Annotated in this window: 27 protein-coding genes; 12 read left to right on the top strand and 15 right to left on the bottom strand. The window is 62.0% G+C overall.

Annotated elements, in window-relative coordinates; all coding sequences use genetic code 11:
• The first annotated feature begins 49 nt into the window (after positions 1 to 49).
• The 4 genes from IP85_RS14850 to IP85_RS22005 all read left to right on the top strand — a co-directional run bounded on the left by IP85_RS14850 (position 50) and on the right by IP85_RS22005 (position 3,818).
• Complete coding sequence (locus tag IP85_RS14850) at positions 50 to 703, top strand: HD domain-containing protein (RefSeq protein ID WP_245280877.1); 654 nt, start codon at positions 50 to 52, stop codon at positions 701 to 703.
• 13 nt (positions 704 to 716) lie between these two features.
• On the top strand, positions 717 to 1,562 hold the full coding sequence (locus IP85_RS14845; RefSeq protein WP_054150462.1) for an MOSC domain-containing protein: 846 nt from the start codon (positions 717 to 719) through the stop codon (positions 1,560 to 1,562).
• A 380-nt stretch (positions 1,563 to 1,942) separates the two neighbouring features.
• Positions 1,943 to 3,163, top strand: a complete 1,221-nt coding sequence (locus IP85_RS14840; protein WP_054150461.1) for an MFS transporter — start codon at positions 1,943 to 1,945, stop codon at positions 3,161 to 3,163.
• Between the two features lie 400 nt (positions 3,164 to 3,563).
• Complete coding sequence (locus IP85_RS22005) at positions 3,564 to 3,818, top strand: hypothetical protein (protein ID WP_082347734.1); 255 nt, start codon at positions 3,564 to 3,566, stop codon at positions 3,816 to 3,818.
• Here the strand turns inward: IP85_RS22005 and recO are convergent.
• Positions 3,746 to 4,519 carry a DNA repair protein RecO gene (gene recO / locus IP85_RS14835; RefSeq protein WP_054150460.1) on the bottom strand — a complete coding sequence of 258 codons (774 nt, stop codon included), beginning with the start codon at positions 4,517 to 4,519 and terminating at the stop codon, positions 3,746 to 3,748. The two genes, IP85_RS22005 and recO, sit on opposite strands and share 73 nt — an antisense overlap.
• A 51-nt stretch (positions 4,520 to 4,570) precedes the next feature.
• The gene (locus tag IP85_RS14830) at positions 4,571 to 5,209 is read right to left on the bottom strand and encodes a TetR/AcrR family transcriptional regulator (protein WP_245280876.1); all 639 of its coding nucleotides are present in this window, start codon (positions 5,207 to 5,209) and stop codon (positions 4,571 to 4,573) included.
• Positions 5,210 to 5,314: 105 nt separating this feature from the next.
• On the opposite strand from IP85_RS14830, the gene IP85_RS14825 reads away from it, so the two are divergent.
• Positions 5,315 to 6,412: an AbrB family transcriptional regulator gene (locus IP85_RS14825; RefSeq protein ID WP_054150458.1), complete on the top strand. Its 1,098-nt coding sequence runs from the start codon at positions 5,315 to 5,317 to the stop codon at positions 6,410 to 6,412.
• Positions 6,413 to 6,433: 21 nt separating this feature from the next.
• Here the strand turns inward: IP85_RS14825 and era are convergent, their stop codons facing one another.
• The 8 genes from era to rpoZ form a co-directional block, all read right to left on the bottom strand.
• Positions 6,434 to 7,375, bottom strand: coding sequence for a GTPase Era (gene era, locus IP85_RS14820; protein ID WP_156322919.1), 942 nt, complete (start codon positions 7,373 to 7,375; stop codon positions 6,434 to 6,436).
• A 9-nt stretch (positions 7,376 to 7,384) separates the two neighbouring features.
• Positions 7,385 to 8,110, bottom strand: a complete 726-nt coding sequence (rnc, locus tag IP85_RS14815) for a ribonuclease III (RefSeq protein WP_054150456.1) — start codon at positions 8,108 to 8,110, stop codon at positions 7,385 to 7,387.
• The gene (gene lepB / locus IP85_RS14810; protein WP_054150455.1) at positions 8,107 to 8,844 is read right to left on the bottom strand and encodes a signal peptidase I; all 738 of its coding nucleotides are present in this window, start codon (positions 8,842 to 8,844) and stop codon (positions 8,107 to 8,109) included. Before lepB ends, rnc begins: the two co-directional genes overlap by 4 nt.
• 97 nt (positions 8,845 to 8,941) lie before the next feature.
• Positions 8,942 to 9,346, bottom strand: a complete 405-nt coding sequence (gene acpS / locus IP85_RS14805) for a holo-ACP synthase (RefSeq protein WP_054150454.1) — start codon at positions 9,344 to 9,346, stop codon at positions 8,942 to 8,944.
• 1 nt (position 9,347) lies between these two features.
• On the bottom strand, positions 9,348 to 9,929 hold the full coding sequence (locus IP85_RS14800) for a DUF2062 domain-containing protein (protein ID WP_054150704.1): 582 nt from the start codon (positions 9,927 to 9,929) through the stop codon (positions 9,348 to 9,350).
• 124 nt (positions 9,930 to 10,053) lie between these two features.
• A complete protein-coding gene (locus IP85_RS22000; RefSeq protein ID WP_069041758.1) occupies positions 10,054 to 10,203 on the bottom strand; it encodes a DUF3563 family protein in 150 nt (49 codons plus the stop codon).
• A 230-nt stretch (positions 10,204 to 10,433) separates the two neighbouring features.
• A complete protein-coding gene (locus tag IP85_RS14795) occupies positions 10,434 to 12,662 on the bottom strand; it encodes a bifunctional (p)ppGpp synthetase/guanosine-3',5'-bis(diphosphate) 3'-pyrophosphohydrolase (RefSeq protein ID WP_054150453.1) in 2,229 nt (742 codons plus the stop codon).
• A gap of 98 nt (positions 12,663 to 12,760) precedes the next feature.
• Positions 12,761 to 13,162 (bottom strand): DNA-directed RNA polymerase subunit omega, encoded by a 402-nt coding sequence (gene rpoZ / locus IP85_RS14790; protein ID WP_006727366.1) that lies wholly within the window; start codon positions 13,160 to 13,162, stop codon positions 12,761 to 12,763.
• Between the two features lie 295 nt (positions 13,163 to 13,457).
• Between rpoZ and IP85_RS14785 the strand changes: the two genes are divergently transcribed.
• From IP85_RS14785 to IP85_RS14775, 3 genes are all read left to right on the top strand, one after another.
• Positions 13,458 to 14,042, top strand: coding sequence for an NYN domain-containing protein (locus tag IP85_RS14785; protein ID WP_054150452.1), 585 nt, complete (start codon positions 13,458 to 13,460; stop codon positions 14,040 to 14,042).
• Between the two features lie 117 nt (positions 14,043 to 14,159).
• Positions 14,160 to 15,320: a trifunctional transcriptional activator/DNA repair protein Ada/methylated-DNA--[protein]-cysteine S-methyltransferase gene (locus IP85_RS14780; RefSeq protein ID WP_082347764.1), complete on the top strand. Its 1,161-nt coding sequence runs from the start codon at positions 14,160 to 14,162 to the stop codon at positions 15,318 to 15,320.
• Between the two features lie 193 nt (positions 15,321 to 15,513).
• The gene (locus tag IP85_RS14775) at positions 15,514 to 15,762 is read left to right on the top strand and encodes a hypothetical protein (RefSeq protein ID WP_054150451.1); all 249 of its coding nucleotides are present in this window, start codon (positions 15,514 to 15,516) and stop codon (positions 15,760 to 15,762) included.
• A 25-nt stretch (positions 15,763 to 15,787) separates the two neighbouring features.
• Here IP85_RS14775 and IP85_RS14770 read toward each other — a convergent pair whose 3' ends face one another.
• On the bottom strand, positions 15,788 to 16,207 hold the full coding sequence (locus IP85_RS14770) for a DUF3830 family protein (RefSeq protein WP_054150450.1): 420 nt from the start codon (positions 16,205 to 16,207) through the stop codon (positions 15,788 to 15,790).
• A gap of 5 nt (positions 16,208 to 16,212) precedes the next feature.
• Positions 16,213 to 16,689: an SsrA-binding protein SmpB gene (gene smpB, locus IP85_RS14765; protein ID WP_054150449.1), complete on the bottom strand. Its 477-nt coding sequence runs from the start codon at positions 16,687 to 16,689 to the stop codon at positions 16,213 to 16,215.
• 326 nt (positions 16,690 to 17,015) lie between these two features.
• Here smpB and IP85_RS14760 point away from each other — a divergent pair, with 326 nt between their 5' ends.
• Positions 17,016 to 17,360, top strand: coding sequence for a hypothetical protein (locus IP85_RS14760; protein ID WP_153761869.1), 345 nt, complete (start codon positions 17,016 to 17,018; stop codon positions 17,358 to 17,360).
• Between the two features lie 196 nt (positions 17,361 to 17,556).
• Here the strand turns inward: IP85_RS14760 and IP85_RS14755 are convergent, their stop codons facing one another.
• Positions 17,557 to 18,657, bottom strand: coding sequence for a DUF418 domain-containing protein (locus IP85_RS14755; RefSeq protein ID WP_054150447.1), 1,101 nt, complete (start codon positions 18,655 to 18,657; stop codon positions 17,557 to 17,559).
• A 70-nt stretch (positions 18,658 to 18,727) separates the two neighbouring features.
• On the opposite strand from IP85_RS14755, the gene IP85_RS14750 reads away from it, so the two are divergent.
• Positions 18,728 to 19,333, top strand: a complete 606-nt coding sequence (locus IP85_RS14750; RefSeq protein WP_197278021.1) for a TetR family transcriptional regulator C-terminal domain-containing protein — start codon at positions 18,728 to 18,730, stop codon at positions 19,331 to 19,333.
• An 81-nt stretch (positions 19,334 to 19,414) separates the two neighbouring features.
• Here IP85_RS14750 and dapA read toward each other — a convergent pair whose 3' ends face one another.
• Positions 19,415 to 20,299 (bottom strand): 4-hydroxy-tetrahydrodipicolinate synthase, encoded by an 885-nt coding sequence (gene dapA / locus IP85_RS14745; protein ID WP_054150446.1) that lies wholly within the window; start codon positions 20,297 to 20,299, stop codon positions 19,415 to 19,417.
• Positions 20,300 to 20,624: 325 nt separating this feature from the next.
• Here dapA and IP85_RS14740 point away from each other — a divergent pair, with 325 nt between their 5' ends.
• The gene (locus IP85_RS14740; RefSeq protein WP_245280887.1) at positions 20,625 to 22,592 is read left to right on the top strand and encodes a lytic transglycosylase domain-containing protein; all 1,968 of its coding nucleotides are present in this window, start codon (positions 20,625 to 20,627) and stop codon (positions 22,590 to 22,592) included.
• 84 nt (positions 22,593 to 22,676) lie between these two features.
• Entirely contained in the window at positions 22,677 to 23,537 is an 861-nt protein-coding gene (locus IP85_RS14735; protein WP_054150444.1) for an alpha/beta hydrolase, read from the top strand.
• Positions 23,538 to 23,638: 101 nt separating this feature from the next.
• On the opposite strand, the gene IP85_RS14730 is transcribed toward IP85_RS14735, so the two are convergent.
• On the bottom strand, positions 23,639 to 24,506 hold an 868-nt coding region (locus IP85_RS14730), incomplete at its 5' end, for a porin (protein ID WP_054150443.1).

The following is a 24,506-nucleotide window of genomic DNA, read 5'->3' as shown; positions in this document are numbered from 1 at the left end:
TGGGCGCTCGCAAGGCTAGATGCGGCCAGCCGAAACGGGGAACCAACGTTTGACCGCCCTTCTCACCGCCTCCGACTTCGCCCCCCACGATGCGCTCGCCGCCGATCTCCTCGATCACGCGACCGAGGGGGATGATGGCTCGCACGACCTCGCCCATATCCACCGCGTCTTCAGGAATGCGCTGAAGATTCAGGCCGGCGAAGGTGGAGATGCCGAGATCCTCGCCGCCGCCGTTCTGCTACATGACTGCGTCGCGGTCGAGAAGAGTTCGCCACTCCGGTCGCAGGCTTCGCGGCTGGCCGCGGAGAAGGCAAGTGGCATTCTTGCCGCGCTTGGCTGGCCGAAGGAGAGGATCGAGGCCGTGGCGCATGCGATCCTCACCCATAGCTTTTCCGCCAACATCAAGCCGGAGACACTGGAAGCGAAGATGCTGCAGGATGCCGACCGGCTGGATGCGATCGGCATGGTCGGCGTGGCACGCTGCTTCTACATTGCCGGGCGGATGGGTTCCGGCCTCTACCACCCCGGCGATCCCAGCGCCGAGAACCGCCCGCTCGACGACCGCTCCTATGCGATCGACCACTTTCCGGCCAAGCTCCTGAAGCTCTCCGACGGCTTCCAGACGGCGACCGGCCGAAAGCTGGCTGAGGAGCGGCACGAGCGGCTCAATCTGTTCCTGACCCTTTTCCGCGACGAAATCTGAAGGACGCTAATCCATGCAAGTGACGGGGCTCTCCATCTATCCCTTCAAGAGCGGGCGCGGCATTGCGCTTCCCCAGGCGCGCATCGATGCCATGGGCCTCTCCGGCGACCGGCGCATGATGCTGGTCGATCCTGATGGCCAGTTCATCACCCAGCGGGAAATGCCCGACCTTGCTCGTCTTACGGCGCTCCCGGCCGCCGCCTATCTGACGCTTCGATTGGATGACGGGCGTGAGATGATGGTCGCGCCACCGCAGCCGGACAATCGCATGGATGTCACCATCTGGCGCTCGACCGTCAGCGCGGCGATGGCGCATGACAGCGTTAATGCCAAGCTTTCCGACTGGTTCGGCCGGCCGGTGAAACTCGCCTTCATCGACGAGGAAAGCCGCCGCGAGGCGAGCGTGGAATGGGCCGGAGAAGCCTCGCCGATGGGCTTTGCCGACGGCTATCAGATCCTCGTGACGACATCAGGCTCCTTGCGCGCGCTGAACGAGGACATGGAGCGGCACGGCGAAGGTTCTGTTGGCATGGATCGTTTCCGCCCGAACATCGTCGTCGACTGCGACGAGCCCTGGGCGGAAGATGCCTGGACCGGCCTCGAGATCGGCGGCGTCCGCTTCGATTTCGTCAAACCCTGCCCGCGCTGCATCATGACCACCCAGGACCAGCAGACCGGATCGCGCGAGGTTGCCAGCCCGATGCCGGCCATGGGCCGCATCCGGATGTCCGCCGACCGCCGCGTGCCGGGGGTGCTTTTCGGCTGGAACGCGGTACCGCGGGGCGAGGGTCTGGTGCGGGTCGGGGATGCGGTGTCTGTGCTCGGCACTCGCGAGGCTTGGGCGATCAAGCAGCGGTGAGATTACGGGGTCAGCAGAGCTTGCGGCGCCCATCTCCCCCTTGGTGGGGGAGAAAGCGATTTCGATGAGTTAGTCGTGGCGGAAGCCACGGCTAAACATCTGAAATCGCAAGCGAGGGGGTCCGTGAGTCTGCGCCCACAGGACCGATCCCCTCACCAACAAAATCTGAAGTTTAGCCCTGATCGGGCTAAGCCTTCGATTTTGTAACCTCTCCCACAGAGGGGAGAGGTGGCGCGACACCCCGCTGGGGGCCCGAAGGATCGAGCCGCCCACGCCGCCCCCTGACATTCATCAAATCCCCTGATGGCCAGTTCATCAAAAGGCGTTTCTGCTCGTCCATCGTCTGCACTAATGTGTGATCGATAGAGGAGAATCCCCCGATGACGACCACCAGCCGCCCTGCCATGCCCTGGCTCATCATTCTCGCCGGATCGCTGATTGCGGTGATGACCTTTGGGCCGCGCTCGGCCATGGGCTTCTTCCAGCTGCCGATGCTGGCCGATCGTGGCTGGGACCGCTCTACCTTCGGGCTTGCCATGGCCTTCCAGAACCTTTTCTGGGGTATCAGCCAGCCCTTCTTCGGGGCGCTCGCCGACAAGTACGGTACGGGTCGCGTGCTCGTCATGTCGGGCGTGCTCTATGCCGCAGGTCTCGTCATGATGGCCAATGCTTCGGCGCCTATCTGGCTGCATATGGGCGGTGGCGTGCTGATCGGCCTTGCGATCGGCGCCGGCTCTTTCAGCGTCATTCTCTCGGCCTTTGCCCGCAACGTGACGCCGGAACAGCGGTCGATGGCATTTGGCATTGGGACAGCTGCGGGTTCGGCCGGCATGTTCCTGTTTGCGCCGCTCAGCCAGGGCTTCATCTCGGCCTTCGGCTGGTCGGATAGTCTCGTGATCATCGCTGTCATGATGCTGGTCGTGCCGCTGCTTGCCTTTCCGCTGCGCGGCAATGCACAGTCGGGCACGCAGTCCGGCAACCAGTATCAGCAGACGATCGCCGAGGCGCTGAAAGAAGCCTTCGCGCACAAGAGCTATCTTCTGCTGACGACCGGCTTCTTCGTCTGCGGCTTCCAGGTCGCCTTCATCACCGCGCATTTCCCCGCCTATCTCGGCGATATCGGCATCGAGGCGAGTTATGCGGTGATCGCGATGGCGCTGATCGGCTTCTTCAACATCATCGGCTCGCTGGCGGCCGGCTGGATCGGGCAGCGCTATTCCAAACCCTATTTCCTCGCCTTCATCTATATCGGTCGCTCGATCACAGTGACGCTCTTCCTGCTCCTGCCGCAGACGCCGGCCTCGGTCGTTGTCTTTGCCGCTGTCATGGGGCTGCTCTGGCTCTCCACCGTGCCGCCGACCAACGGGCTCGTGGCGATCATGTTCGGCACGCGCCACCTCGGCCTGCTCGGAGGCCTGGTCTTCCTCTCCCACCAGATCGGGTCCTTCCTCGGCGTGTGGATGGGCGGCTATCTCTACGACCACTTCGGAACCTATGACCAGGTCTGGTGGTTGGGTGTGGCGCTCGGCATCTTCGCGGCTGTAGTGCATTGGCCGATCCGCGAACAAGCCGTCGAACGCCCGGCAATGGGCGCGGCGTAATTTTGCCCAAACTGAGATCATATTTCGGCATTTCGCTCGTGCCGGATCAAAATTCCTGTGTTTTCAGCTGAGCAAGACTGTCACAGAAAATTATTTTATTTTTCCCGCACCGCCCGTTGACGGATTCCGAGCCAGCACCTACCTTGTGCGAGCTGGTTCGGATCCTGACGACGAACCATGTACGGCCTCGCTATTGAAGGCCTCAGCCAAAGAAGGAGGTCAGCGAAATGCAAGTTGTGTTTCTTGATGCCATCCGATCCTGGCAGCCGACCCCGCGCCTCGTGATGGTGAAACGCCATCCCGACTGCATCTGTCGAATGTGACGCTGCGCAAGCACTGATTCCATTTCATCGACACCTTACACAACGCCGTGCCGCGCGCATGGGCGGGGAATATCGTTATGAAGAAGCAAGTTATCGAATATGCCGGGATCCCGGTTGGCATCACCATACCCGATGGCGACAGGGTCAAGTTCATGGCCGTCAAATATCCGGTCATCGACCTCGACGGCGGTAGCTATCGCAACATCAGCGAACTACAGGCCGCGATTCATGATCACATGGCGAAATCGGCGCCAGAAGATCAGGCCGTGTTCCTGGGCGCGGCCAATTCTCCGGGCGCTTCCAGCGAACGCAAAGTTTTCAACGCCGCCTGACAGAACCCCTCGCGTGCCGCGCCGGGCTCCAGGCCCCGCGGCCCGTAGACATGCCGATCCAGAAAATAGGATGTCAGCCGAAAGGCGGCAGCGAGGCTGTCCGGATCAGCCGCCCGGTTCGTGCCGGGCGTGAGGAAATCCGGCAGCGCCAGCATCTTGTCCGCCCAGGGCGCGCCCGCCTCGCGGCTGACCGCCCTGCCCGACTTCGGCGAGACATAAGCCAGATCATGATGCGTGCCCGTCGCGGCACATTCGGTCAGATCCAGCCCGAAGCCGAGATCATTCAGCAGCCCAAGCTCGAAGCGGACGAAGAGTTCGCCGGCCGTGGCAGGTTCCTCCAGATGATCGAGAATGATATCCAGCGCCTGAAAGAGATGCGGATGGGGATCTCGCTCCGGCAAAAGCCGCAGCAGGGCCCCGAGCGCCTGCACACCGTAGACGGCGGTCGCGCTTTCCATCAACCGGCCCGCACGCAGCATCAGAGGTTCTATGCGAAACTCGCCCAGATGTTCGTCCAGGCGGGCACGCCAGGTGACTTCCAGACGATTGCCGGGCTGCAGCACCGGCTGCATCGTGCGTGAGCGACCAGAGCGCACCATGCCCAGATGCCGGCCGCGGCTGGCCGTCATCACCTCGGCGATGACGCTTGTTTCGCCATGCCGCCGCACCCCGAGAAGGATTGCCTCGTCTGTCCATTGCATGATCAGGTTTTACCGCAGAGGCCGCTTAAGCGCGAGGAATTTCGCGAGCGGTCAGACGTCCGCGAGATAGCGTTGCACCCAGCCGCGCCAATGGGCGATCGCTTCGGGCTTTCCCGGATAGCGTTTTTCTTCATGCAGTTGCACAAGTGACTTCATCGCCTGGAAGAGCACAACCGACATGATCTCGGCCTGCTCCTCGGGCAGGTGCGGGCGCCAGAGCGTGAGGATCTCGGTGATGCGCTTGCGCAGGCTTTCACGAAGCACGCCCGGGCGCACACCCGGCTGCTCCCATCGGGCATCGAGCAGGCTGAGCGCCAGGCTGCGCTCGGCAGCATGGGCGACGAGCACGTCGAGCAGGCGGTCGGCGAGCTGGCTTCCGTCGAGGTCTGCGACCTGCGCCCTGATTCGGTCCAGCGCTGCCTCGACATGCTCGGCATAGCGGGCAACGAGCGCGTCGGCGAGCACATCCTTGTTGGGAAAGAACTGGTAGAGTGAACCGATCGGCGCTTCGGCCCGGGCAGCGATCTCCGTCATGGTCGCGGCCCTGTAGCCCTGCTCGGCGAAGACGGCGGCACCGGCATCAAGAAGCTTTGCGACCCGGGCAATGCCGCGCTTGCGTTTGGGCTCCTTGGCGGTCGGCGCGGGCGTCGCCAGCGGCGTCGAGGCCGAACTTGACTTTTGCGAGGCCATGCTCATAAAACTCGTTTGTGAGGTCCACCTCATTTATTTGATGAAAACGCGCTTTCGTCCAGCCCTTTCCGGCAAAGGTGTCTCAGACGAAGGACGGAGACAGTCATGTCCTTGGACAAAGAGTATGGGACGCCTGCCCAACCCGGCCTCCTGACACCGCTTCCGGTCGCCCTTCGCTGGCTCATTCTCTTCGCCCTGTCCGTTGCGATCTCCGGCGGGCTTTTCCTCGCGCATATCCCGGGCGCGCTGCTGCTCGGGCCCATGGTCTCGGCCATTCTCGTGGCCACAAACGGCGCACGGCTTTCCGTTCACCGCTACCCCTACATCTTCGCCCATTCGCTGATCGGCTGCATCATCGCCCGCTCGATCGATCTGGGAACGCTGTCGACGGTCGCAGACGACTGGCCGGTCTTTCTGTCCATCGTGCTTGCGATCATCGCGGCGAGCAGCCTGCTCGGCTATTTCATGGCAAAAGCCGAGATCCTTCCGGGCACAACCGCAATCTGGGGGACATCTGCGGGAGCCGCCTCGGCCATGGTGCTGATGGCAGAAGCCCATGGCGGGGATGCGAGGCTGGTCGCCTTCATGCAGTATCTGCGCGTCGCCTTTGTCGCGACCGGCGCCTCGCTGATGGCGGCCTTCGTCTTCAACGTCGAGGGCGGCGCAGCACATCTGGTCGTATGGTTTCCGGAGACGGACTGGCTCGACCTGTCCTTAACGCTGGCTGCTGCCATTGCGGCGGCGATGGTCGGCGCACGGCTCAGGATACCGGCGGGCACCATGCTCCTGCCGCTGGTTGCGACGACGGTTCTGCATGTCATGGGCTATATCACCCTGCAACTGCCGGAATGGCTGCTGGCGCTCGGCTATGGCGTGATCGGCTGGCGGATCGGCCTGTCCTTCACGCGGCGGATCCTCAGGCATGCGGCAAGCGCCCTCCCCCAGATCGTCGGCTCGATCCTGATGCTGATGGCGTTCAGCGGCGGGCTTGCCTTCCTGCTCTGGTCGCTGCATGGCATCGACCCGCTGACTGCCTATCTCGCGACGAGCCCAGGTGGGCTCGATTCGATCGCGATCATTGCCGCGACCACGCCGGTCGACATGTCCTTCATCATGGCGCTGCAGACCATGCGGCTGATCGTCATCATCCTGATCGGACCGACGATTTCGGACTTCGTGGCAAGGCGCGTGGCGAAGGGCTGAGCGCCCTTCGCTTGATTGTGCTTAGTCGCGGGGGAATTCGAGGCCCATTTCGCGGAAGCGTTCGGGATCGTTGCCCCAGTTCTCGCGCACCTTCACAAAGAGGAAGAGGTGGACCGGCTGTTCGAGGATCTCGGACATCTCCTTGCGGGAAGCCGTGGAAATCGCCTTGATCGCGTCGCCGTTCTTGCCCAGCACGATCTTCTTCTGGCTGTCGCGCTCGACATAGATAACCTGTTCGATACGAACAGAGCCATCCTTGCGCTCTTCCCAGGTCTCCGTCTCGACATGCGAGGAATAGGGAAGCTCCTGGTGCAGGCGCAGGAACAGCTTCTCGCGGGTGATTTCGGCTGCGAGCTGGCGCATCGGCAGATCGGAAATCTGGTCTTCCGGATAATACCAGGGACCTTCCGGGAAAGTCTCAGCCAGATAGTCCATGATGTCGTCGCAGCCCGATCCCGTCGTGGCCGAGATCATGAAGGTGCGGTCGAACTTGACCGCTTCGTTGGCCTTCTCGGCCAGCGTGAACAGATCTTCGTGGCGCACCCGGTCGATCTTGTTCAGGACCAGGATCTTCGGCTGCGGCACGTCCTTCAGAGCTTCCAGGATCGCCTCGGCATCGCCGCGCAAACCGCGTTCGCTGTCGATCAGGAGCAGGATGATATCGGCATCCTTGGCACCGCCCCAGGCAGAGGTCACCATGGCGCGGTCGAGCTTGCGGCGCGGCTTGAAGATGCCGGGCGTGTCCATGAAGACGATCTGGGCGTTCTTGTGGATCGCGATGCCGCGCATGACGGCACGGGTCGTCTGCACCTTGTGGCTGACGATCGACACCTTGGCGCCGACGAAGCGGTTGACCAGCGTCGACTTGCCGGCATTGGTCGGGCCGATCAAGGCGACGAAGCCGGATCGGGTCGGGGTGTTGACGGTGGCTTCGCCGCCGTCACGGGTTTCGGTATCGGTCATATCATCCATTCAATTCGCGTCGGAGGCCTTGGCCCAGACGCCTTCGCGTTCGAGTATCTTGGTCGCGGCCACCTGTTCGGCGGCACGCTTGGAACGTGCGATGCCGATCTCCGGCTTCAGGCCCGGGATCTCTACGATCACCGTGAAGCTGGGATCATGATCCGGTCCGGAGCGATCGGCAACCTTGTATGTGGGCGGCTTGCCAAATCTGGCATGCGTCCATTCCTGCAATTCGGTCTTGGCATCGCGGCGGGCGCCGTCGGCGCGGGCAGCACGACCCTCCCAGTATTTCAGGATGAAGCCGCGCGCGGCCTCCAATCCTGCCTCAAGATAAATGGCGGCGATCAGGCTTTCAACGACGTCGGCGCGGACATTCAGCATGTTCTTCGCCGTGATCTTCTTCACGTCCGCGCCTGTGCGGATGAAGCGGTAAAGCTCGATCTCGTCGGCGACCGAGGCACAGGCCTCGGCGCTGACCAGCTGGTTGAAGCGAACCGAGAGTTCGCCCTCGGTCGCGTCGCGGAAGGTCTTGAACAGCATTTCGGCGACGCAGAGGCCAAGCACCCGGTCGCCGAGGAATTCCAGCCGCTCGTAGTCGCCCTTCTTGCCCCGCGAGACCTGGGCGCTGGCATGAGTCAGCGCCCGCTTCAGGCGGTCGCGGTCGGCGAACTTGTGGCCGATCGCAGCTTCGAGCTGCTCCCAATCCTTTTCGCCGACCACGCTCTTGTTCGTCATTCGACCACCTTGAACAGGCGATCCCAGCGCATGTTGGCCGGCCACTTCCAGACTTCGCGGAAGGAGGTGTCGTTGCCAAGCGAGAAGAAGATCAGCGAGGCCTTGCCGATCAGGTTCTCGGCCGGCACGAAGCCGACATCGAAGCGGCTGTCGAGCGAGTTGTCGCGATTGTCGCCCATCGCGAAGTAGTGGCCTTCCGGCACGATGAATTCGCGCGTGTCATCGCCACGGGTGCCCTGCGCCTGGTCGAGCGTGTTGTAGCTTACGCCGTTGTCGAGCGTTTCGCGGAAGACGGGAACGTCGGTGCCGGGATCCATGCGGTAATCGGAGGTGAAGACGCCGTCCTGAACCTTCGGCACGGGCTGACCGTTGACCTGCAGCACGCCGCCGATCATCTGGATCCGGTCACCCGGCAGGCCGACGATCCGCTTGATATAGTCGATGCTCGGGTTCGGTGGGAAGCGGAAGACCGCGATATCGCCGCGCTCCGGTTCGCTCTCGAAGATCCGGCCCTCGAACAGATCCGGCGAGAAGGGCAACGAGTACTTCGAATAGCCATAGGAGAACTTGTTGACGAAGATGTAGTCGCCAACCAGCAGCGTCGGCATCATCGAGCCAGACGGAATTGTGAAGGGCTGAAAGAACACGGTCCGGATCACCATCGCCAACAGCAGGGCCTGGATGATGACCTTGACGTTTTCCCAGAGGGCACTTTGCTTCTTTTCTTCGCTCACGCGGATCGGTTCCTTCTTGCGAAAATCCTGCTCTCTCTAGTCGGTTCGGGCGAGCGCGGCAACCGCGTAGCCCCGTCAACCAGCGCGACCAGTTAACTCAGCGGCTTTCCGGCAGGGCCTCGACGATGACGAATGCCTGGGCATAGGGGAATTCGTCGGTGATGGTGAGATGAATGACAGGACGATGGCCTGCCGGCAGGAGGCGTTCCAGGCATCGGGCGGCGCCACCAGTCAGTTCCAGCCCGGGCTTGCCGTTCGGCAGGTTCACGACGCCCATCTCCTTCCAGAAGACACCTTCGGCAATTCCGGTCCCCAGCGCTTTCGCCATGGCCTCCTTGGCGGCGAAACGCTTGGCATAGGAGGCAGCGCTGTCCTTGCGGCCATTAGAGCGCGCCTGCTCCTCGTCCGTGAAGCAGCGGGCGGTGAATTTCTCGCCGAAACGGGTGATCGATTTCTCGATTCTTCTGATGTCGACCAAGTCGCTGCCGATGCCGATGATCATGTCAGACGCTCGATCCCTGGAGAGCTTCGGCGAGGCGGACACGGGCGCGTTCGGCAAGCCGTTCGCGGCGACGGGCCTGGAATTTCGCCACGGTGAAATAGATGACGCAATAGATGGCCGCGCCACTGACGACGGCGAGCGGGATAGCCCCCACGAGCATCGGCTTCAAGATCGGATGCCACATGCTCTCGAAGGCCGAAAGGGAAAACTTTTTCTCGAGATCTAAACTATCCGTGACCGGAACCCCCTTGCCGATCAGGCGATGGCCGACCTCCCAGGTCGAGGCCCAGATGAGCGGAAAGGTCAGAGGATTGCCAAAGGCTGTTCCGATGGCAGCAGCAACCATGTTGCCGGCAATGAGATAGGCAATCGCGAAGGCGAGCAGAAAATGCAATCCGATGAATGGGGTCCAGGACGAGACGACGCCTGCCACAACGCCGGCGGCAATCGCATGCGGGGTGGCCGACAAGCGCAAGATCCGTTTGCTCAGATATTGAAACGACCGGATGAAGCCCCGGCGCGGCCAAAAAAGCTCGCGTAGCTTCGTCAGTCTGGAAATCGGTTGCCTGCGTCGAAACAGCATGCGGGATATGTAGTGGATGCCGGACGGGTTGGGCAAGGAAAAGCGGCCATCAAGGTGGCCAAAAAGCAAAGACGCCGGCAAGAACCGGCGTCGCAGCATGGACCAGATATGGTCGGTCGACGTATCAGCCGCGGCGGAACATGCCACGGTCGATTTCGCGCTGGCGGTATTCCAGGTCGACGAGATCGCGGGCGCCGTTCAGGTAGCTCATTTCACGCTCTGCAACGGTCGGAACGCGAAGGGCGCGGGCGAATTTGCGGATCGGAGTAAACATCGTTTTGTCCTCGGTTCTTTGTCTTCATCTGTTGACCGAGATATAATGGTGCGGCGCACAATCAACCAGAGACAAGAACTGACGTCAGCCATGCGCAAAGCGCATAGCGATGGGGTCGAGGTTTACGAATTAGGCAGGATTGTGATGAAAAGTGAGGCAGCGAGGGCGGCTACGAGGCGACCGGGCGGACATTATCCGCACCGATCATGTCTGTGAGACGGCAGATCGCCTCAGTCGTAAACGCGCTTCACCGTCGAGATGCAGTCGAGTTCCTTGAGCTCGCCAAGCAGCTGGCTCAGCTGACGAAGGTCCCAGACCTCGAGATCGATCCCCATTTCCGTGAAGTCGGTGGCGATGCGGATCATGTTGAGCACCCGGATGTTGATATCCAGACGGGCAACGCATTGCGCAACGGTCGCCAGCGTCCCCGGCTCATTGAGCGCATTGATCAGGATTCGTGCAACGAAACGCGACTTGTTCGCCTCGTCGAGATCCCAGCGCACGTCGATCCAGCGCTCCGGCTCGTTTTCAAAGCGCTGCAGGGCGGAAGCCTGGATCGGGTAGATGGTGATGCCCTTGCCATCTTCCATGATGCCGACGATTCGGTCGCCGGGCACGGCACCTGCAGGCGCGAAATGCACCTCGGCGTTTCCGGAAAGGCCGCGGATCGGCAGCGGATCCGGACCATCGCCCGCTGTCGGCACATCACCCTTCGGATGGGCGGGACCGGGGATCTTGAAGACCATGCCATTGGCGCTGTTCATCGCGAACCAGCCCTCGTCCGAGGAGGGCTTCACGGTCACACGTTCGTCCTGATAGTCGGGGAAGACGGCCCTGAGAACGTCGAGCGAGGAGGTCTCGCCGCGACCGACCGAGGCGATCGCGTCTTCCACGTCGCGCTGGCCGAGACGATGCAGCGCGGGTCTCAGCGTGTCCTTGGAGAACACCTTGCCGGCGCGCTCGAAGGTGCGCTCCAGAATGCGCTGGCCAAGGCCTGCATATTGCTTGCGAATCGCCATGCGAGTGGCGCGGCGGATGGCGGCACGGGCCTTGCCGGTGACGACAATCTCTTCCCAGGCGGCGGGCGGCACCTGCACGCCAGAGCGGATGATCTCGACCTCGTCGCCATTCGACAGACGGGTGACCAGCGGCATGATCGAACCGTTGATCTTGGCGCCGACGCAGGTATCGCCGACATTGGTGTGAACGGCGTAAGCAAAGTCGATCGGGGTGGCACCGCGCGGCAACGCAATCAGCTTGCCCTTGGGCGTAAAGCAGAAGACCTGGTCCTGGAAGAGTTCGAGCTTGGTGTGTTCGAGGAATTCTTCCGGGTTGTCCCCTTCCGCCAGCGCCTCGATGGTATGGCGGAGCCAGGAATAGGCATTGCTTTCGCGCTGCAGCGGCTCGCTCGGATCGCCGTTCTCACCATCCTTGTAGAGGCTGTGGGCGGCAATACCGAATTCGGCGATATCGTGCATGCGCCGCGTGCGGATCTGCAGCTCGATGCGCTGGCGCGACGGGCCGACGATAGTGGTGTGGATCGAGCGGTAGTCGTTCTGCTTCGGCGTCGAGATGTAGTCCTTGAAGCGGCCCGGCACGACGCGCCAGCGAGTATGCACGATGCCAAGCGCGCGGTAGCAGCCGGGGATGTCGTCAACGAGAATTCGGAAGCCATAGACGTCCGAAAGCTGTTCGAAGGAGAGCGATTTCGACTGCATCTTGCGGAAGACGGAGTAAGGCTTCTTCTGCCGGCCCTTGACCGAGGGGGTCAAAAGGCCGTTTGCCACCAGGAGCTCGCGCAACTCGTCCTCGATCTTGGTGATCAGGCCTTCGTTGCGGGTCGACAGCTCCGCCAAGCGATTGGTGACCGTCTCATAGGCTTCCGGGTTCATGTAGCGGAAGGACAGGTCCTCCAGCTCGTCGCGCATGTCCTGCATACCCATGCGGCCGGCGAGCGGCGCATAGATTTCCATCGTCTCTTCGGAAATTCGGGCGCGCTTGTCGTCACGCATGTGCTCGAGCGTGCGCATGTTGTGCAGGCGGTCGGCGAGCTTCACCAGGAGAACGCGGACGTCATCGGAAATGGCGAGCAGGAGCTTGCGCAGGTTTTCCGCCTGCTTGGCCTTCTTGGTGACGAGGTCGAGCTTCTTGATCTTGGTGAGGCCCTCGACCAGACGGCCGATATCCTCGCCGAAGAGTTCGTCGATCTCGGCACGGGTCGCGGACGTGTCCTCGATCGTGTCGTGCAGGAGCGCAACCGCGATCGTCGATTCGTCGAGATGCATGTCCGTCAGAATGGCGGCAACTTCGAGCGGGTGGGAGATGTAGGGGTCCCCGCTGGCGCGTGTCTGCTTGCCGTGCTTCTGCATGGCATAGACATAGGCCTTGTTCAGCAGAGCTTCGTTGGCATCGGGCTTGTATTTCTGCACCCGCTCAACGAGCTCGTATTGCCGCATCATTCCGATCGTCTCCACAAACGAAAAAGCGCGCCAGTCGAGACGACTGGCGCACGTTCATCCTACAGTCAGATCAAGACTTAAGTCTGATCTGTTGACGATTAGTAATCGTCGCTCTTTTCCGGCGGAACAAGGCCTTCGATACCGGCAAGCAGCTCTTCTTCCGACATCTGGTCGAAGGTGAGCGTTTCCGGCAGTTCGTCCTCTTCCTCGCCCTTGCCGGCGGTGCCGGTATTGGCCAGCATCGAGCTCGGCTCCTGCTCCGGCTCGTCGACTTCGACGTGCTTCTGCAGCGAATGGATCAGATCTTCCTTCAGGTCGTCGGGCGAGAGGGTCTCGTCAGCGATTTCACGCAGAGCGACGACCGGGTTCTTGTCCTTGTCGCGATCGATGGTGATCGGCGCGCCCTGGGAGATCTGGCGGGCACGGTGGCTTGCGAGCAGAACGAGCTCGAAGCGGTTCTCGACTTTGTCGATGCAATCTTCAACGGTGACACGGGCCATTGCCTGTCCTTTGCGATCTTGAATGCGTGGGATTGACGGCTGCGATACAGGCAATGGCAGGCAAATTCAAGTTTTTCGTGCTGGCACCCTGCCAAGCCCAAAAATGAAGGCCGGAAAAGGCCCTCAATACACCACATTTCAACCGCAGGCTGCTTGGATTGCACCTGACGATGCCCTAGATAGATTTTTATATGATCATTTCATAATGTAAAACTGTGATCATAACTGGAGGGGCAAGGTATTGTTTTGATTGCCGATTGCCGAGACTGTTCATATTTGACGTAAGGATATCGAAATGTTCGACCCCCGTGAAAAAATTGCACTCTTCATCGATGGCGCCAATCTTTATGCCGCGTCCAAGAGCCTCGGCTTCGACATCGATTACCGCAAGCTCCTGAAAGCCTTCCAGAAGCGCGGCTATCTCCTGCGCGCCTATTACTACACCGCTCTCATCGAGGACCAGGAATACTCCTCGATCCGCCCGCTGATCGACTGGCTGGACTATAACGGCTACAAGGTGATCACCAAGCCGGCGAAGGAATTTACCGACTCCATGGGCCGCCGCAAGGTGAAGGGCAACATGGATATCGAGCTTGCCATCGACGCGATGGAACAGTCCGAAACCGTCGACCATCTCGTGCTCTTTTCCGGCGACGGCGATTTCACCACGCTGGTCGAAGCGCTGCAGCGCAAGGGCCGCAAGGTCTCTGTCGTCTCGACCATGGCGACGCAACCGCCGATGATCGCCGACGACCTGCGCCGCCAGTCCGATCACTTCATCGATCTGATGACGCTGAAGGCCGAAATCGGCCGAGACCCGTCGGAACGCGGCACCCCGCGCGCACCGGAACCGGCAACGGCGAGCGAAGACGAACACTGAAGCAGGGCTGCCGGCCTTGCCGCTGCAGACCGCCGATTGCGGTCGATCGAGCGGCGAGAAAAAATCGGCGCCCGATTTTCGGCGGCACGGTTGAGCGGGGTGGGTTATGGTGCCGCCATGCTGTTCCAAAAACCCGACCACGACACCCTATACGACGCCCTTATCCGCCGCGATCCGGCCCATGACGGCCTGCATTTCGTCTGCGTGACCTCGACACGGGTCTTCTGCCGGCTGACCTGCAGCGCCCGCAAGCCGAAATCGGAAAACTGCATCTTCGAGGACACTATCGCCGCCTGCCTCGGTGCCGGATTCCGTCCCTGCAAACGTTGCCGACCGACGCTGCATCACGGCGGCAACGATCCGCTTGTCGCGGGCCTCGTCGAAGCCCTGGAAGCCGATCCGTGCAGACGCTGGAGCGAGCAGGACGTGATCGCCCGCGGACACGATCCCTCCACGGTGCGCCGGGCCTTCAATCGCCGTTTCGGCATGAGCTTTCTGGAAATGGCGCGCCTGCGCCGCCTTGGCAGCGGTGCCGACACATTGTCCGGCGGCGAGAGCGTGATCGAGGCGCAGCTCGATGCAGGTTACGAGTCCGGCAGCGGTTTTCGCGCGGCGATCACCCGGCTCTTCGGCACGGCCCCGGCTGGCCTACGCGGCCAGGCACTGCTGAAGGCGGATTTCCTCGAGACACCGATCGGCACGATGGTCGCAATCGCCGACGACCATGCGCTGCATCTGCTGGAATTCACCGACCGCCCTTCACTCTCTTCCGAGATCGCACGGCTGCAGGCCCGCCAGAAGCTGGGCGTGATGCTCGGCAAGATCCGCGTCATCGAACAGGTCAGAGACGAGATCGACCGCTACTTTAGCGGCCAGGGCACCGACTTCACGGTCAGGCTCGCGGGACATGGCAGCGCCTTCGAGCGCGACGTCTGGCAGGCCCTGCGGGACATTCCGGCCGGCGAGACGCGCAGCTATTCCGGGATCGCCGCCGATCTGGGCCGGGAGAGCGCCGTCAGGGCCGTGGCCCGCGCCAATGGTGCGAATCAGATCGCCATCATCATTCCCTGTCACCGGGTGATCGGCGCCGATGGAGGCCTCACCGGCTATGGTGGCGGGCTCTGGCGCAAGCGCTGGCTGCTGGAGCACGAGCAACGCATGGCATTGTCTTTGCCATCGACGGGCGCAATCTCCGTCGACACATCCGCGTCGCACCGGCGGCACATGCAATCCCTGACCACGCCTGAAGCCATGCCTTCCGGACAGATCAAGGACTGATCATACGACCGCAAGCCGAACGCCTACCGAACATGCGACCGCAACGGCGGCGCGTGCCCGGTCGCCCATCGCCATCTAAAGCAATTGCAGCAAAAGTGCGAAGCGGTTTTGCGTCCGGAATTCCGTAAAAACAAAGAGATAGAGCATTGAAGGCGACTCCGTTTCGCCGGAAATGCTCTAGGGGATCGGTACCATGCAAACCAGACACGAGGGGCGTAACGCATCCGGCATCGAAGCCTCCCAACGCGCCCCGCTCCCGCTTTTGATGACCGCTGTCGCATGGCTCTTTCGCCACCGCGCCCAAGGACCGGTCAACTACGTGAATCACCTCGACGCGCACGGGCTGAGGGACATAGGGCTCGACGCGCAAGATGCCGCCCGGATCCCCTCGGCCGCGCGTGCGGATGCGTTGCGTCTGCTGATGATGCGGGGCAGCCTGTGAATGGGGGCACGGCCGCGGCCGTCGCTCACATCGCCTCGAAAGCGATAGCCTGCGCGCCCTGCCAGAGAACCATTTTCCCCATGGCCTCCAGCTGCTCTGCACCCTTGGTCACCGTCAGGAAATGATTGCCGGCCAGCACGCCCATCTTGCTCGCAAACTGCGAGGAGCCATAGGCGAAGAGCAGTTCCGTTTCGCTGAAGCCGCCAGGATAAAGCAGGATGTCGCCGCGCGAGGGATGGGCCGTGTGGTTTTCGAAACCGGCCCCGAACTGGAAATCGCCGAGCGGCACCCAGACCGCCTCGCCCGACCAGCGCGAATGGATCGCCTGGTTGCGGAACGGCAGGAAGCTTTCGAAGATGCGGCAGGTCTCGGGCGCCTTTTCGCGTTCGAAACGGGCCTCGAAGACGAAGGGGCCGACGGTGAGTCTGAGGAATTCCAGGGACATGCCACTCAACCCGTCTTCATCAGGCGCTGCTTCTGGCGGTTCCAGTCGCGTTCCTTCTCGGTCTCGCGCTTGTCATGCAGCTTCTTGCCCTTGGCGAGCGCAAGCTCCAGCTTCGCCCTGCCCTTCTCGTTGAAATAGATCTTGAGCGGCACCAGCGTCATGCCTTCGCGATTGATCGAGGCGCGCAGGCGGTTGATCTCGCGCTTGGACAAAAGCAGCTTGCGACGGCGGCGCGGCTCGTGATTGAAGCGGTTCGCCTGCAGATATTCCGGCAGATGCGAATTGATCAGCCAGATCTCCTCACCCTCGTCGGAGGCATAGGATTCGGCAATATTGGCCTTGCCCTCGCGCAACGACTTCACCTCCGTGCCGGTCAGAACCAGACCCGCCTCGTAGGTGTCGATGATCTCATAATTGAAACGCGCCTTGCGGTTCTCCGCGACAATCTTGTTGACGGTGCGCTGCGAGCCTCTGGGGGCCATGGTCAAATCTTCCGTTTCGCCCGGGATTTTGTCGTGGATCGCCTGCGCCCGGGCGGGGCGTGGCTGTTGTCAGGGATATGTAATGGAGGATGGGGGGGAAATAAAGGTGGATGAGGATTTGGGGCGGGGGATCGCGCCTCGTATGGCGACCGGGAACCCTGGCTTGGTTGCATGGCGCGCCGAATTCTCCCGTCAAAGCAGCTGTATCGGAACATCCAGCAACCGTTTTTGGGAGGAACCCTCCGCATGTCTTCATTTGCGTCGACTTTAAAAAAGCGTGGTGCAAAAAAGACGGCGTCGAACTCTCATTGCTTCAAGGACACAAGATGAAATTCCATCGCCTTCGTACTGGTATGCTGGCCATCGCTTTCGGCATCGCGGCTAACGGAATGACCGTAACTGCGGCTCATGCCGATGAATTCTCGTTCACCGCCACGAACTCGACCAACACAGCTATCACCCAGCTATTGGTGTCCGAAGACAAGGCTGAGTGGGGTTACTTCGACATCGGAAGCGGCATCAAGCCGGGAGAGACCGTCGACCTCGCTTGGGATCAGAGCACCAATGGCGACAACTGCACGCAGTGGGTCAAGGCCGCCTATGCCGATGGCAGCGAGTCGGAGCCTACCAAGTTCGATTTCTGCGAAAGTGGACTTGAGCTCGAATTCTGATCTGATTCTCGTCGGTTCATGAAAAACTGGCAGGTTACTTTCAGTAACCTGCCTTTTCTTTTGCTGGGTGCGGATCCAGACGGCGCAACCTCGCCTCCTCATCCCCTCAGTTCAGCAGTCCCGCATGCTTCAGCGCCGCGTCGATCGCGGCTCCCGTCGAGGCCTCCAGCGTTGCCAACAGCGGCAGGCGCCCCCCTCACCCATAGGTGACCTTGCGCAGCAGCAGTTCCAGCGGGCCGTGGCCGAAGCGGCTCGCGAAGGCGACGACCGGGAGCATGGCGAGGATTGTAACGGCGAAGGACAGGGCAAGCAGCGTAAGGTTGCCGAGCGTGCCGAACAGGCCGAGGCCATAGCCGCCAAAAAGGAGGCCGGCGAGCAAGCCCTGGGTGACATAGCAGCTCAGCGAATTGCGTCCCGCGAGCAAGAAAAAGAGGGGAAAGCGGACACGGTCCGACAGGCTGAGGATCAGGCCGAGATAGGCGGTGGCGAGGATCGGACCGCCAAGGGCGAGGCTGCAGAAGCCGAGAGAAGCAAGGACGGGGCTTGCCTCGCCGAACGCGCCGCTCGCGACATAGAGAGCATTGATGGTAAGGCCGAGGACGAGCAGCGGCAAAACCTTGCGGCGCAGATTTTTTGCCAGGGCATTTCCGCTTTCAAAAAGACCGTTTCTGGCGGCGACGATCCCGGCGAGGAAGGCGGCGAAAGCCAGATGCCCCTGGAAGAGCAGGAGGAAGAAGAAAGTCTGCGGCCAGTCGCGCCAACGGGTCAGGACCGTCTCGGTATAGCTGCCGCCGAGATTGGGATGGGCTGGCGGAAGCGGGATTTCCGCGAAGAGGACGGCGAGCACCATGAGCGAGAGGGCGGCCACAGGGATCATGCCGCCGGCGATCAGCAACAGCCTGCGGCTGGTAGCGCCCCTGACGGCCCAGGTGATCAGACCGAGCATGGCATAGAGCAGGAGAATATCGCCCGAGAAGACCAGAACGGCATGCAGGGCGCCGAACAGCGCCAGCATGGCGAGACGCCGGGAAAAGCGGCGGGCAAAGGAAGCGCCCGCGCGCTGAGCGGCCTGGATCTGGATCTCCATGCCCCAGCCGAAGACAAAGGAGAACAGCAGGAAGAACTTCGCCTGGAACACCAACTCCACAAGATAGAGCGCGACCCGGTCCATGGCGGCGGCCGGCGCCACCAACATGGTCTCCATGGGCTGCGCCATGAAGGGCAGATTGACCACGGCGATCCCGATAAGCGCCACGGCGCGGACGACATCCACCGCCTGGTTGCGGTCCTGAGTCATTGAGGGTACTCCATTGAGCGATTGCTCTACGTTATTGAGCGACCGCTCAATCTGTCAAGTGGAGGCGCCCGTGACCGGCAAGCCTGAGATCGACATGCCCCTTGTGACCCGAAACGGCACGCCCGCGATCAGCAAGCGGGAGAGGATTTTTGCTGCCACGGTCGAATTGTTGCTGGAGGAGGGGCTCGTTGTCGTTCAGACCCGTGCGGTGACCGAGCGAGCCGGTGTCGGGACCGGCCTGCTGAACCACTACTTCCGCTGGCCGGAACTGCGCGCAGCAGCCTGGAGCGTCATTTTCGCTGACATTGCCGAGGATATGCGGCGAGCCAAGGAAAGCCCGGCACAATCGCTCGACCGCTTTTTCAAGGAGAGCTTTTCGCCTGAGGCACAACCGATCTGGCGCCTGTGGATGGAGGCGGAAAGTCTTGGCTCTCAAGACGAATGGCTGGCAAAGGCCGTGGAGACGGCACGCCATCGGCTGCGGGACGGGCTCACGGCACTTCTCGTCGAAGGCCTTGCAGAACAGGGCCTGTCACTCGCCTCCCCGCGCGATGCAGCGTTGCGGCTTGAGGCCTTGCGCGACGGGTTGATTGGGCTTTTGCTGGCTCGGGATCGCGAGATCGACAGCGCAAAAGCCGAGGCCCATTTGCGCGAGGCCTTGCGTCGGGAGACCTGACCGCCGTCTGATCAGATCAGATAAGATAAGGTCAGGTCGAGGCCGTTGCGCTCGCCGCCTGGGCGGCGAGCGGTCATCCCCTCAATTCACTAGTCCCGCATGCTTCAGGGCCGCGTCGATCGCGGCTTCCGTCGAGGCCTCAAGCGTTGCCAAGAGCGGCAGGCGGACGGTGCGGTTCATGCCGCGGGTGCGGTTCAGCGCATATTTCGCGCCGCAGAGGCCGGGCTCCAGGAAGATCGCCTTGTGCAGCGGCATCAGGCGGTCCTGGTAGGCGAGTGCCTTCGTATAATCGCCGGCCAGGGTCGCTGCCTGGAATTCGGCACAGAGGCGCGGGGCAACATTGGCCGTGACCGAAATGCAGCCGGTGCCGCCATGGGCGTTGAAGCCGAGTGCGGTTGCATCCTCGCCCGAGAGCTGGACGAAATCCGGGCCACAGGTGATGCGCTGGTCGGAGACACGCTCGATCTTGCCGGTCGCATCCTTCACACCGACGATGTTCTTGTGCGCCTTGGCCAGCGCGCCCATCGTTTCCGGCGACATGTCGATCACCGAACGGCCGGGAATGTTGTAGATGATGATCGGCAGCGCGACGGCTTCTGCGATCGCCTTGTAGTGCGCGATCAGACCCTTTTGGGTCGGCTTGTTGTAATAGGGTGTGACGACGAGCAGCGCATCGGCGCCGACGGCTTCGGCATGCTGGGCAAGCTCGATGGCCTCAAGCGTGTTGTTGGAGCCGGCACCGGCGATCACGGGCACGCGCTTGTTTGCCACTTCGACGCAGAGCTCGACCACGCGCTTGTGTTCGGCATGGGAGAGGGTCGGCGATTCACCCGTGGTGCCGACCGGCACGAGACCGGAGGAGCCTTCGGAAATCTGCCATTCGACATGGGCGGCGAAGGCTTGCTCGTCGACAGCGCCCTCTTCAGTGAACGGCGTGACGAGCGCGGGAATGGATCCCTGATACATGCAATGAACTCCTCGGGGGCCGACATCCACGCTTCGGCCGCATTCTCAGATTAAATCGGGGGCACATTACTTCGCACCATCAGGTGCGACAAGCGCATCTGCAGGAGATTTGTGACAGTTTTCCGAGGCTTCGTTCGAGAGAATGTGATCGCTGGCTTTAGGCTTTTGTTAACCGCGTGCTCGGCCTACTCTCTCGTGTGTTGCCATGGGTTATAGTGTGTGGATGAAGATGTCGCTGCCTTATCGTTCTGTCCTCGGTCTCGGTCTTGCGCTCGTCCTGTCGTCGACGAGTGCGCAGGCGCTTTCCGACGTGCCTGTGCCGCCTATGAAGCCGCTCGGCTTTGCACCGAGCAAGGCGGCACCGCCGTCGCTTGAGACCACCGGCGCCATTCCGCGCGGCGAGCGGCTGGCTGCCGCCAATCCGCGGCTGAAGTCCGGCCTTGATGCTCTGTCTGATCGCAAGGGCGCCCAGGCGATCGCGATCCGCGACCGCATGCCCGCCGGGCTCGACCGGCAGATGCTGACCTGGTCGATCGCCATGTCCGGCTTGAGCGACGTACCGGCGGCCGAAATCGCCGCTGCCCAGCGGCAGCTTCAGGGCTGGCCGGGGCTCAAATCCTTCCGCGCCAATTCTGAAAAGGCGCTTTTCCGTGAAAATCCGCCGGCCGCCACCGTGCTTTCCGCCTTCGGCAATACCGCGCCGGAGACGACCGAAGGCACGATGCTTCTGGCACGCGCGCATCTCGCGACGGGTGACCGGAGCAAGGCTGCAAGCCTGATCCGCAACCTCTGGCGCACGGAGGGCCTGGACGAAGCGACGGAAGATCGGGTGATGGGTGAATTTTCCGGCCTGCTGCGGCCCGCCGATCACCGCGCCCGCATGGACTATCTGATGTATCGCGAGCGGGTGGGCCAGGCGAAGCGCTTTGCCTCGCTCGGTGAGGCGCAGTCGCTCTACCGCGCCTGGGCAGGGCTGATTTTGAAGGCCGACAATGTCGGCGGGCTGATCCAGGCCGTGGATGGCAAGTGGCGCAACGATCCGGCGCTGCTCTTCATCCGCATTGAAAACCTGCGCCGCCAGCAGAAATTCGAGGAAGCGGCCAAGCTACTCTCGCAGATGCCGCGTGATCGGGCCGAGTTGGTCAATACCGGCGCCTGGTGGGACGAACAGCGTATCATTGCCCGCGGGCTTGCCGATCAGGGTCAGGTCCGCGAGGCCTATCGCATCGTCTCCCGGCATGTGGCGACTCAGCCAACCGATATTGCCGATGCGGAATTCCATGCCGGCTGGTTTGCACTGCGCGCGCTGAACGATCCGGATACCGCGAACCGGCATTTTGCCCGCATCCTCGAGGTTTCCAACCGGCCGCTGTCTGCCAGCCGCGCCTGGTACTGGCTGGGTCGCGCCGCGGAAGTGTCGCGCGACCGCAAGGCGCGCGAGTATTTTGCCCGCGCCGCCGAGCATTCCAGCACCTTCTATGGCCAGCTCGCCGCCGCGCGCCTCGACCGGCCGGGGATCGAGATCCCCTATCCGCGTCCCAGCCAATCCGATCGCAACCGCTTTGCGCAGCGCGAAGCCGTTCAGGCGATTGCCCGTTACGAAGCGGCCGGTCATGGCTGGCGGGCGCAAAGCCTCTACCGTGCGCTGGCTGATCAACTGGAGAGCCCTGGCGAACTCGCTATGTTGAGTGCAAGGGCGGAGAAATCCTCCGGCGGCCATCAACTGGCGCTGCAGATCGGCAAGACAGCCTATTCGCGGGGGATCGACGTGCCGGCGCTGGCCTTCCCCGTCGGCGTCATTCCGTCCTCGGCCAATATTGCCGGCTCCGGCAAGGCGCTTGCCTATGCCATTGCCCGCCAGGAAAGCGCGTTCAACCCGACCGCCATCTCGCCGGCGGACGCACGCGGGCTCCTGCAGCTTCTGCCGTCGACCGCAAAGGCTGTCGCGCAACGCCATGGCCTTGCCTATCGCCCGGAGAAGCTGACCAATGATCCCGGCTTCAATGCCACGCTCGGCGCCCATTATCTGGGCGAGCAGATCGACCGCTTCGACGGCTCCTATGTGCTGACCTTCATCGCCTACAATGCCGGCGCCAGCAAGGTGCCGGGCTGGATCGAGCGTTACGGCGATCCGCGTGGCAAGTCGATCGACGAGGTCGTCGATTGGATCGAGCGGATCCCCTTCCCCGAGACGCGCAACTACGTCATGCGGGTGATGGAGAATTACCAGGTCTACAAGAGCCGGCTTGGGCAAAAGACCGACATCGTGCACGACCTGCGCTTCGGCCGATAAGCGCCCTGCCCTGTCCATTATTGCCTGGTGACCGGCGGTGAAGGCTCCGCTAGGCTCTCTTTCGACACAGCGAAGGAGAGCCGCATGGCCGATGTTATCGACCGCTTCATCACCGTTCCGGACGGACTCAACCTGCATGTGCGCATTCATGGCGCAGACAATGGCGGCACGCCCATCGTCTGCCTGCCTGGGCTCACACGCAATGTGCTCGATTTCGAAGATCTCGCGCGGATGCTGGCAGCTCCGCCCTATGATCGGCGGATCATTGCGATCTCCTCGCGCGGCCGCGGCCTGTCGGATCGGGACCCGCAGCCGGAGCGCTACACAATCCCGGTCGAAGCGGGCGACGTGGTCACCGTGCTCGACGCCTTGGGCGTAGACCACGCCGCCTTCATCGGCACCTCGCGTGGCGGCTTGATCCTGCATGTGCTGGCCATGACGCATCTTCACCGCATCGAAAGGCTTGTGCTCAACGATATAGGGCCCGTGCTGGAGACGGAGGGGCTGAGGCAAATTCAGGGCTATCTCGGCACTCGGCCTGCGCCTTCAAGTTATGCCGAAGCGGCTGCCATTCTCAAGGCCACCCATGGCGCAGAGTTTCCGGCGCTGAGGCCGGACGACTGGGCCGGCATGGCGCAGGCGCTCTATCGCGACATCGATGGAAAGCTCACCGCAGATTTTGACCAAGCCATCGCCGCGCAGTTTCGCGCCGCCGACTTGAGCCAGCCCTTCCCCGACCTCTGGGCGCAGTTTGCGCTGCTTACGGACAAGCGGCTGATGGTGGTGCGAGGGGAACACTCGCGGCTTCTGTCCCGCGCCACGACGGATGACATGGCTCAGCGACATGCCCAATGCACGGTCGTCGAGGCCAACGGGCAGGGTCATGCTCCGCTGCTGCATCTCAATGGGGTTGCGGAGGCGATCGGCACGTTTCTGGGCAGCTGAACCCTGCCGCAGATCGCGCACCAGCGATCGTCACAAAACCTCTTCAAAAACGAAAAGCCCGGCACAAGGCCGGGCTTCCCTTATTCGATCTGGAGATCGAATTAGAACGAACGGATCAGGCGAACGAAGCCAGTCCAGTCCTTGGAGTCGCCCTTGTTGTAGTCGACGGTTGCGTCAACCTTGAGGCCAGAAGCAACAGCGTAGGAAGCCAGAACGCCACCGGTTACGTAGTCGACGTTGTTGAACTGCTCAACAAAGTTGACCGACGGGGTGATCTTCAGCTTTTCGGTTGCCTTGAAGCCGTAAGCAGCGCCAACGGTCCACTCGACGGTGCCGACGTAGTGCGACGGGTCGGAAGCCCAACCAGCGTAGAGTTCGAAGGTGCCGGGGCCGATATCAGCAGAGCCCTTACCGACGACGTAGCCTTCGTCAGCCTTGGTGTCGTAGCCGCCCCAGAGGGTCAGAGTTACGGCGCCGAGGGTCGTGGAAGCCAGACCCTGGATGCCGAATGCGCCGTCAGCCTGACGGAGTTCGTCCACGCCGAGGCCGATGGTGAAAGCGTCTGCAGCGTAGGTGTAGCTGACAGAGTCAAACTTTGCGTTCGAGATGAACGTGTCGTTTTCGCCGGAGATGCCGATGTCGTCAGCCCAGGTGTTGAAGTAACCAGCCTTGAAACCGCCGACGGTGATGAAGGCCTCGTGAAGCGACACGCCCTGCGTACCATCGCTGGTGGCTTCGAGACGAACGAAGGAACCGATGGTGCCTACTTCCGAGTCGTTTGCAGTCTGGAAAGTCAGACGAGCGCGGGTCTGGAAGTCGTCGATGTTGATGCCGGTGGCAGTACCGTTAACAACACGCGGAGCGTCATTGTTGTTCCAATCGTAAGCGAAACGAACTTCGCCACCGATCTTGAGGCAGGTTTCGGTGCCGGGGATGTAGAAGTAGCCGGTGCCGAAAGCGTCGCAAACG

Source organism: Rhizobium sp. AAP116, assembly GCF_001295785.1.
Taxonomy (GTDB): Bacteria; Pseudomonadota; Alphaproteobacteria; order Rhizobiales; family Rhizobiaceae; genus Allorhizobium.
This window is presented reverse-complemented; position numbering and strand designations above follow the sequence as displayed.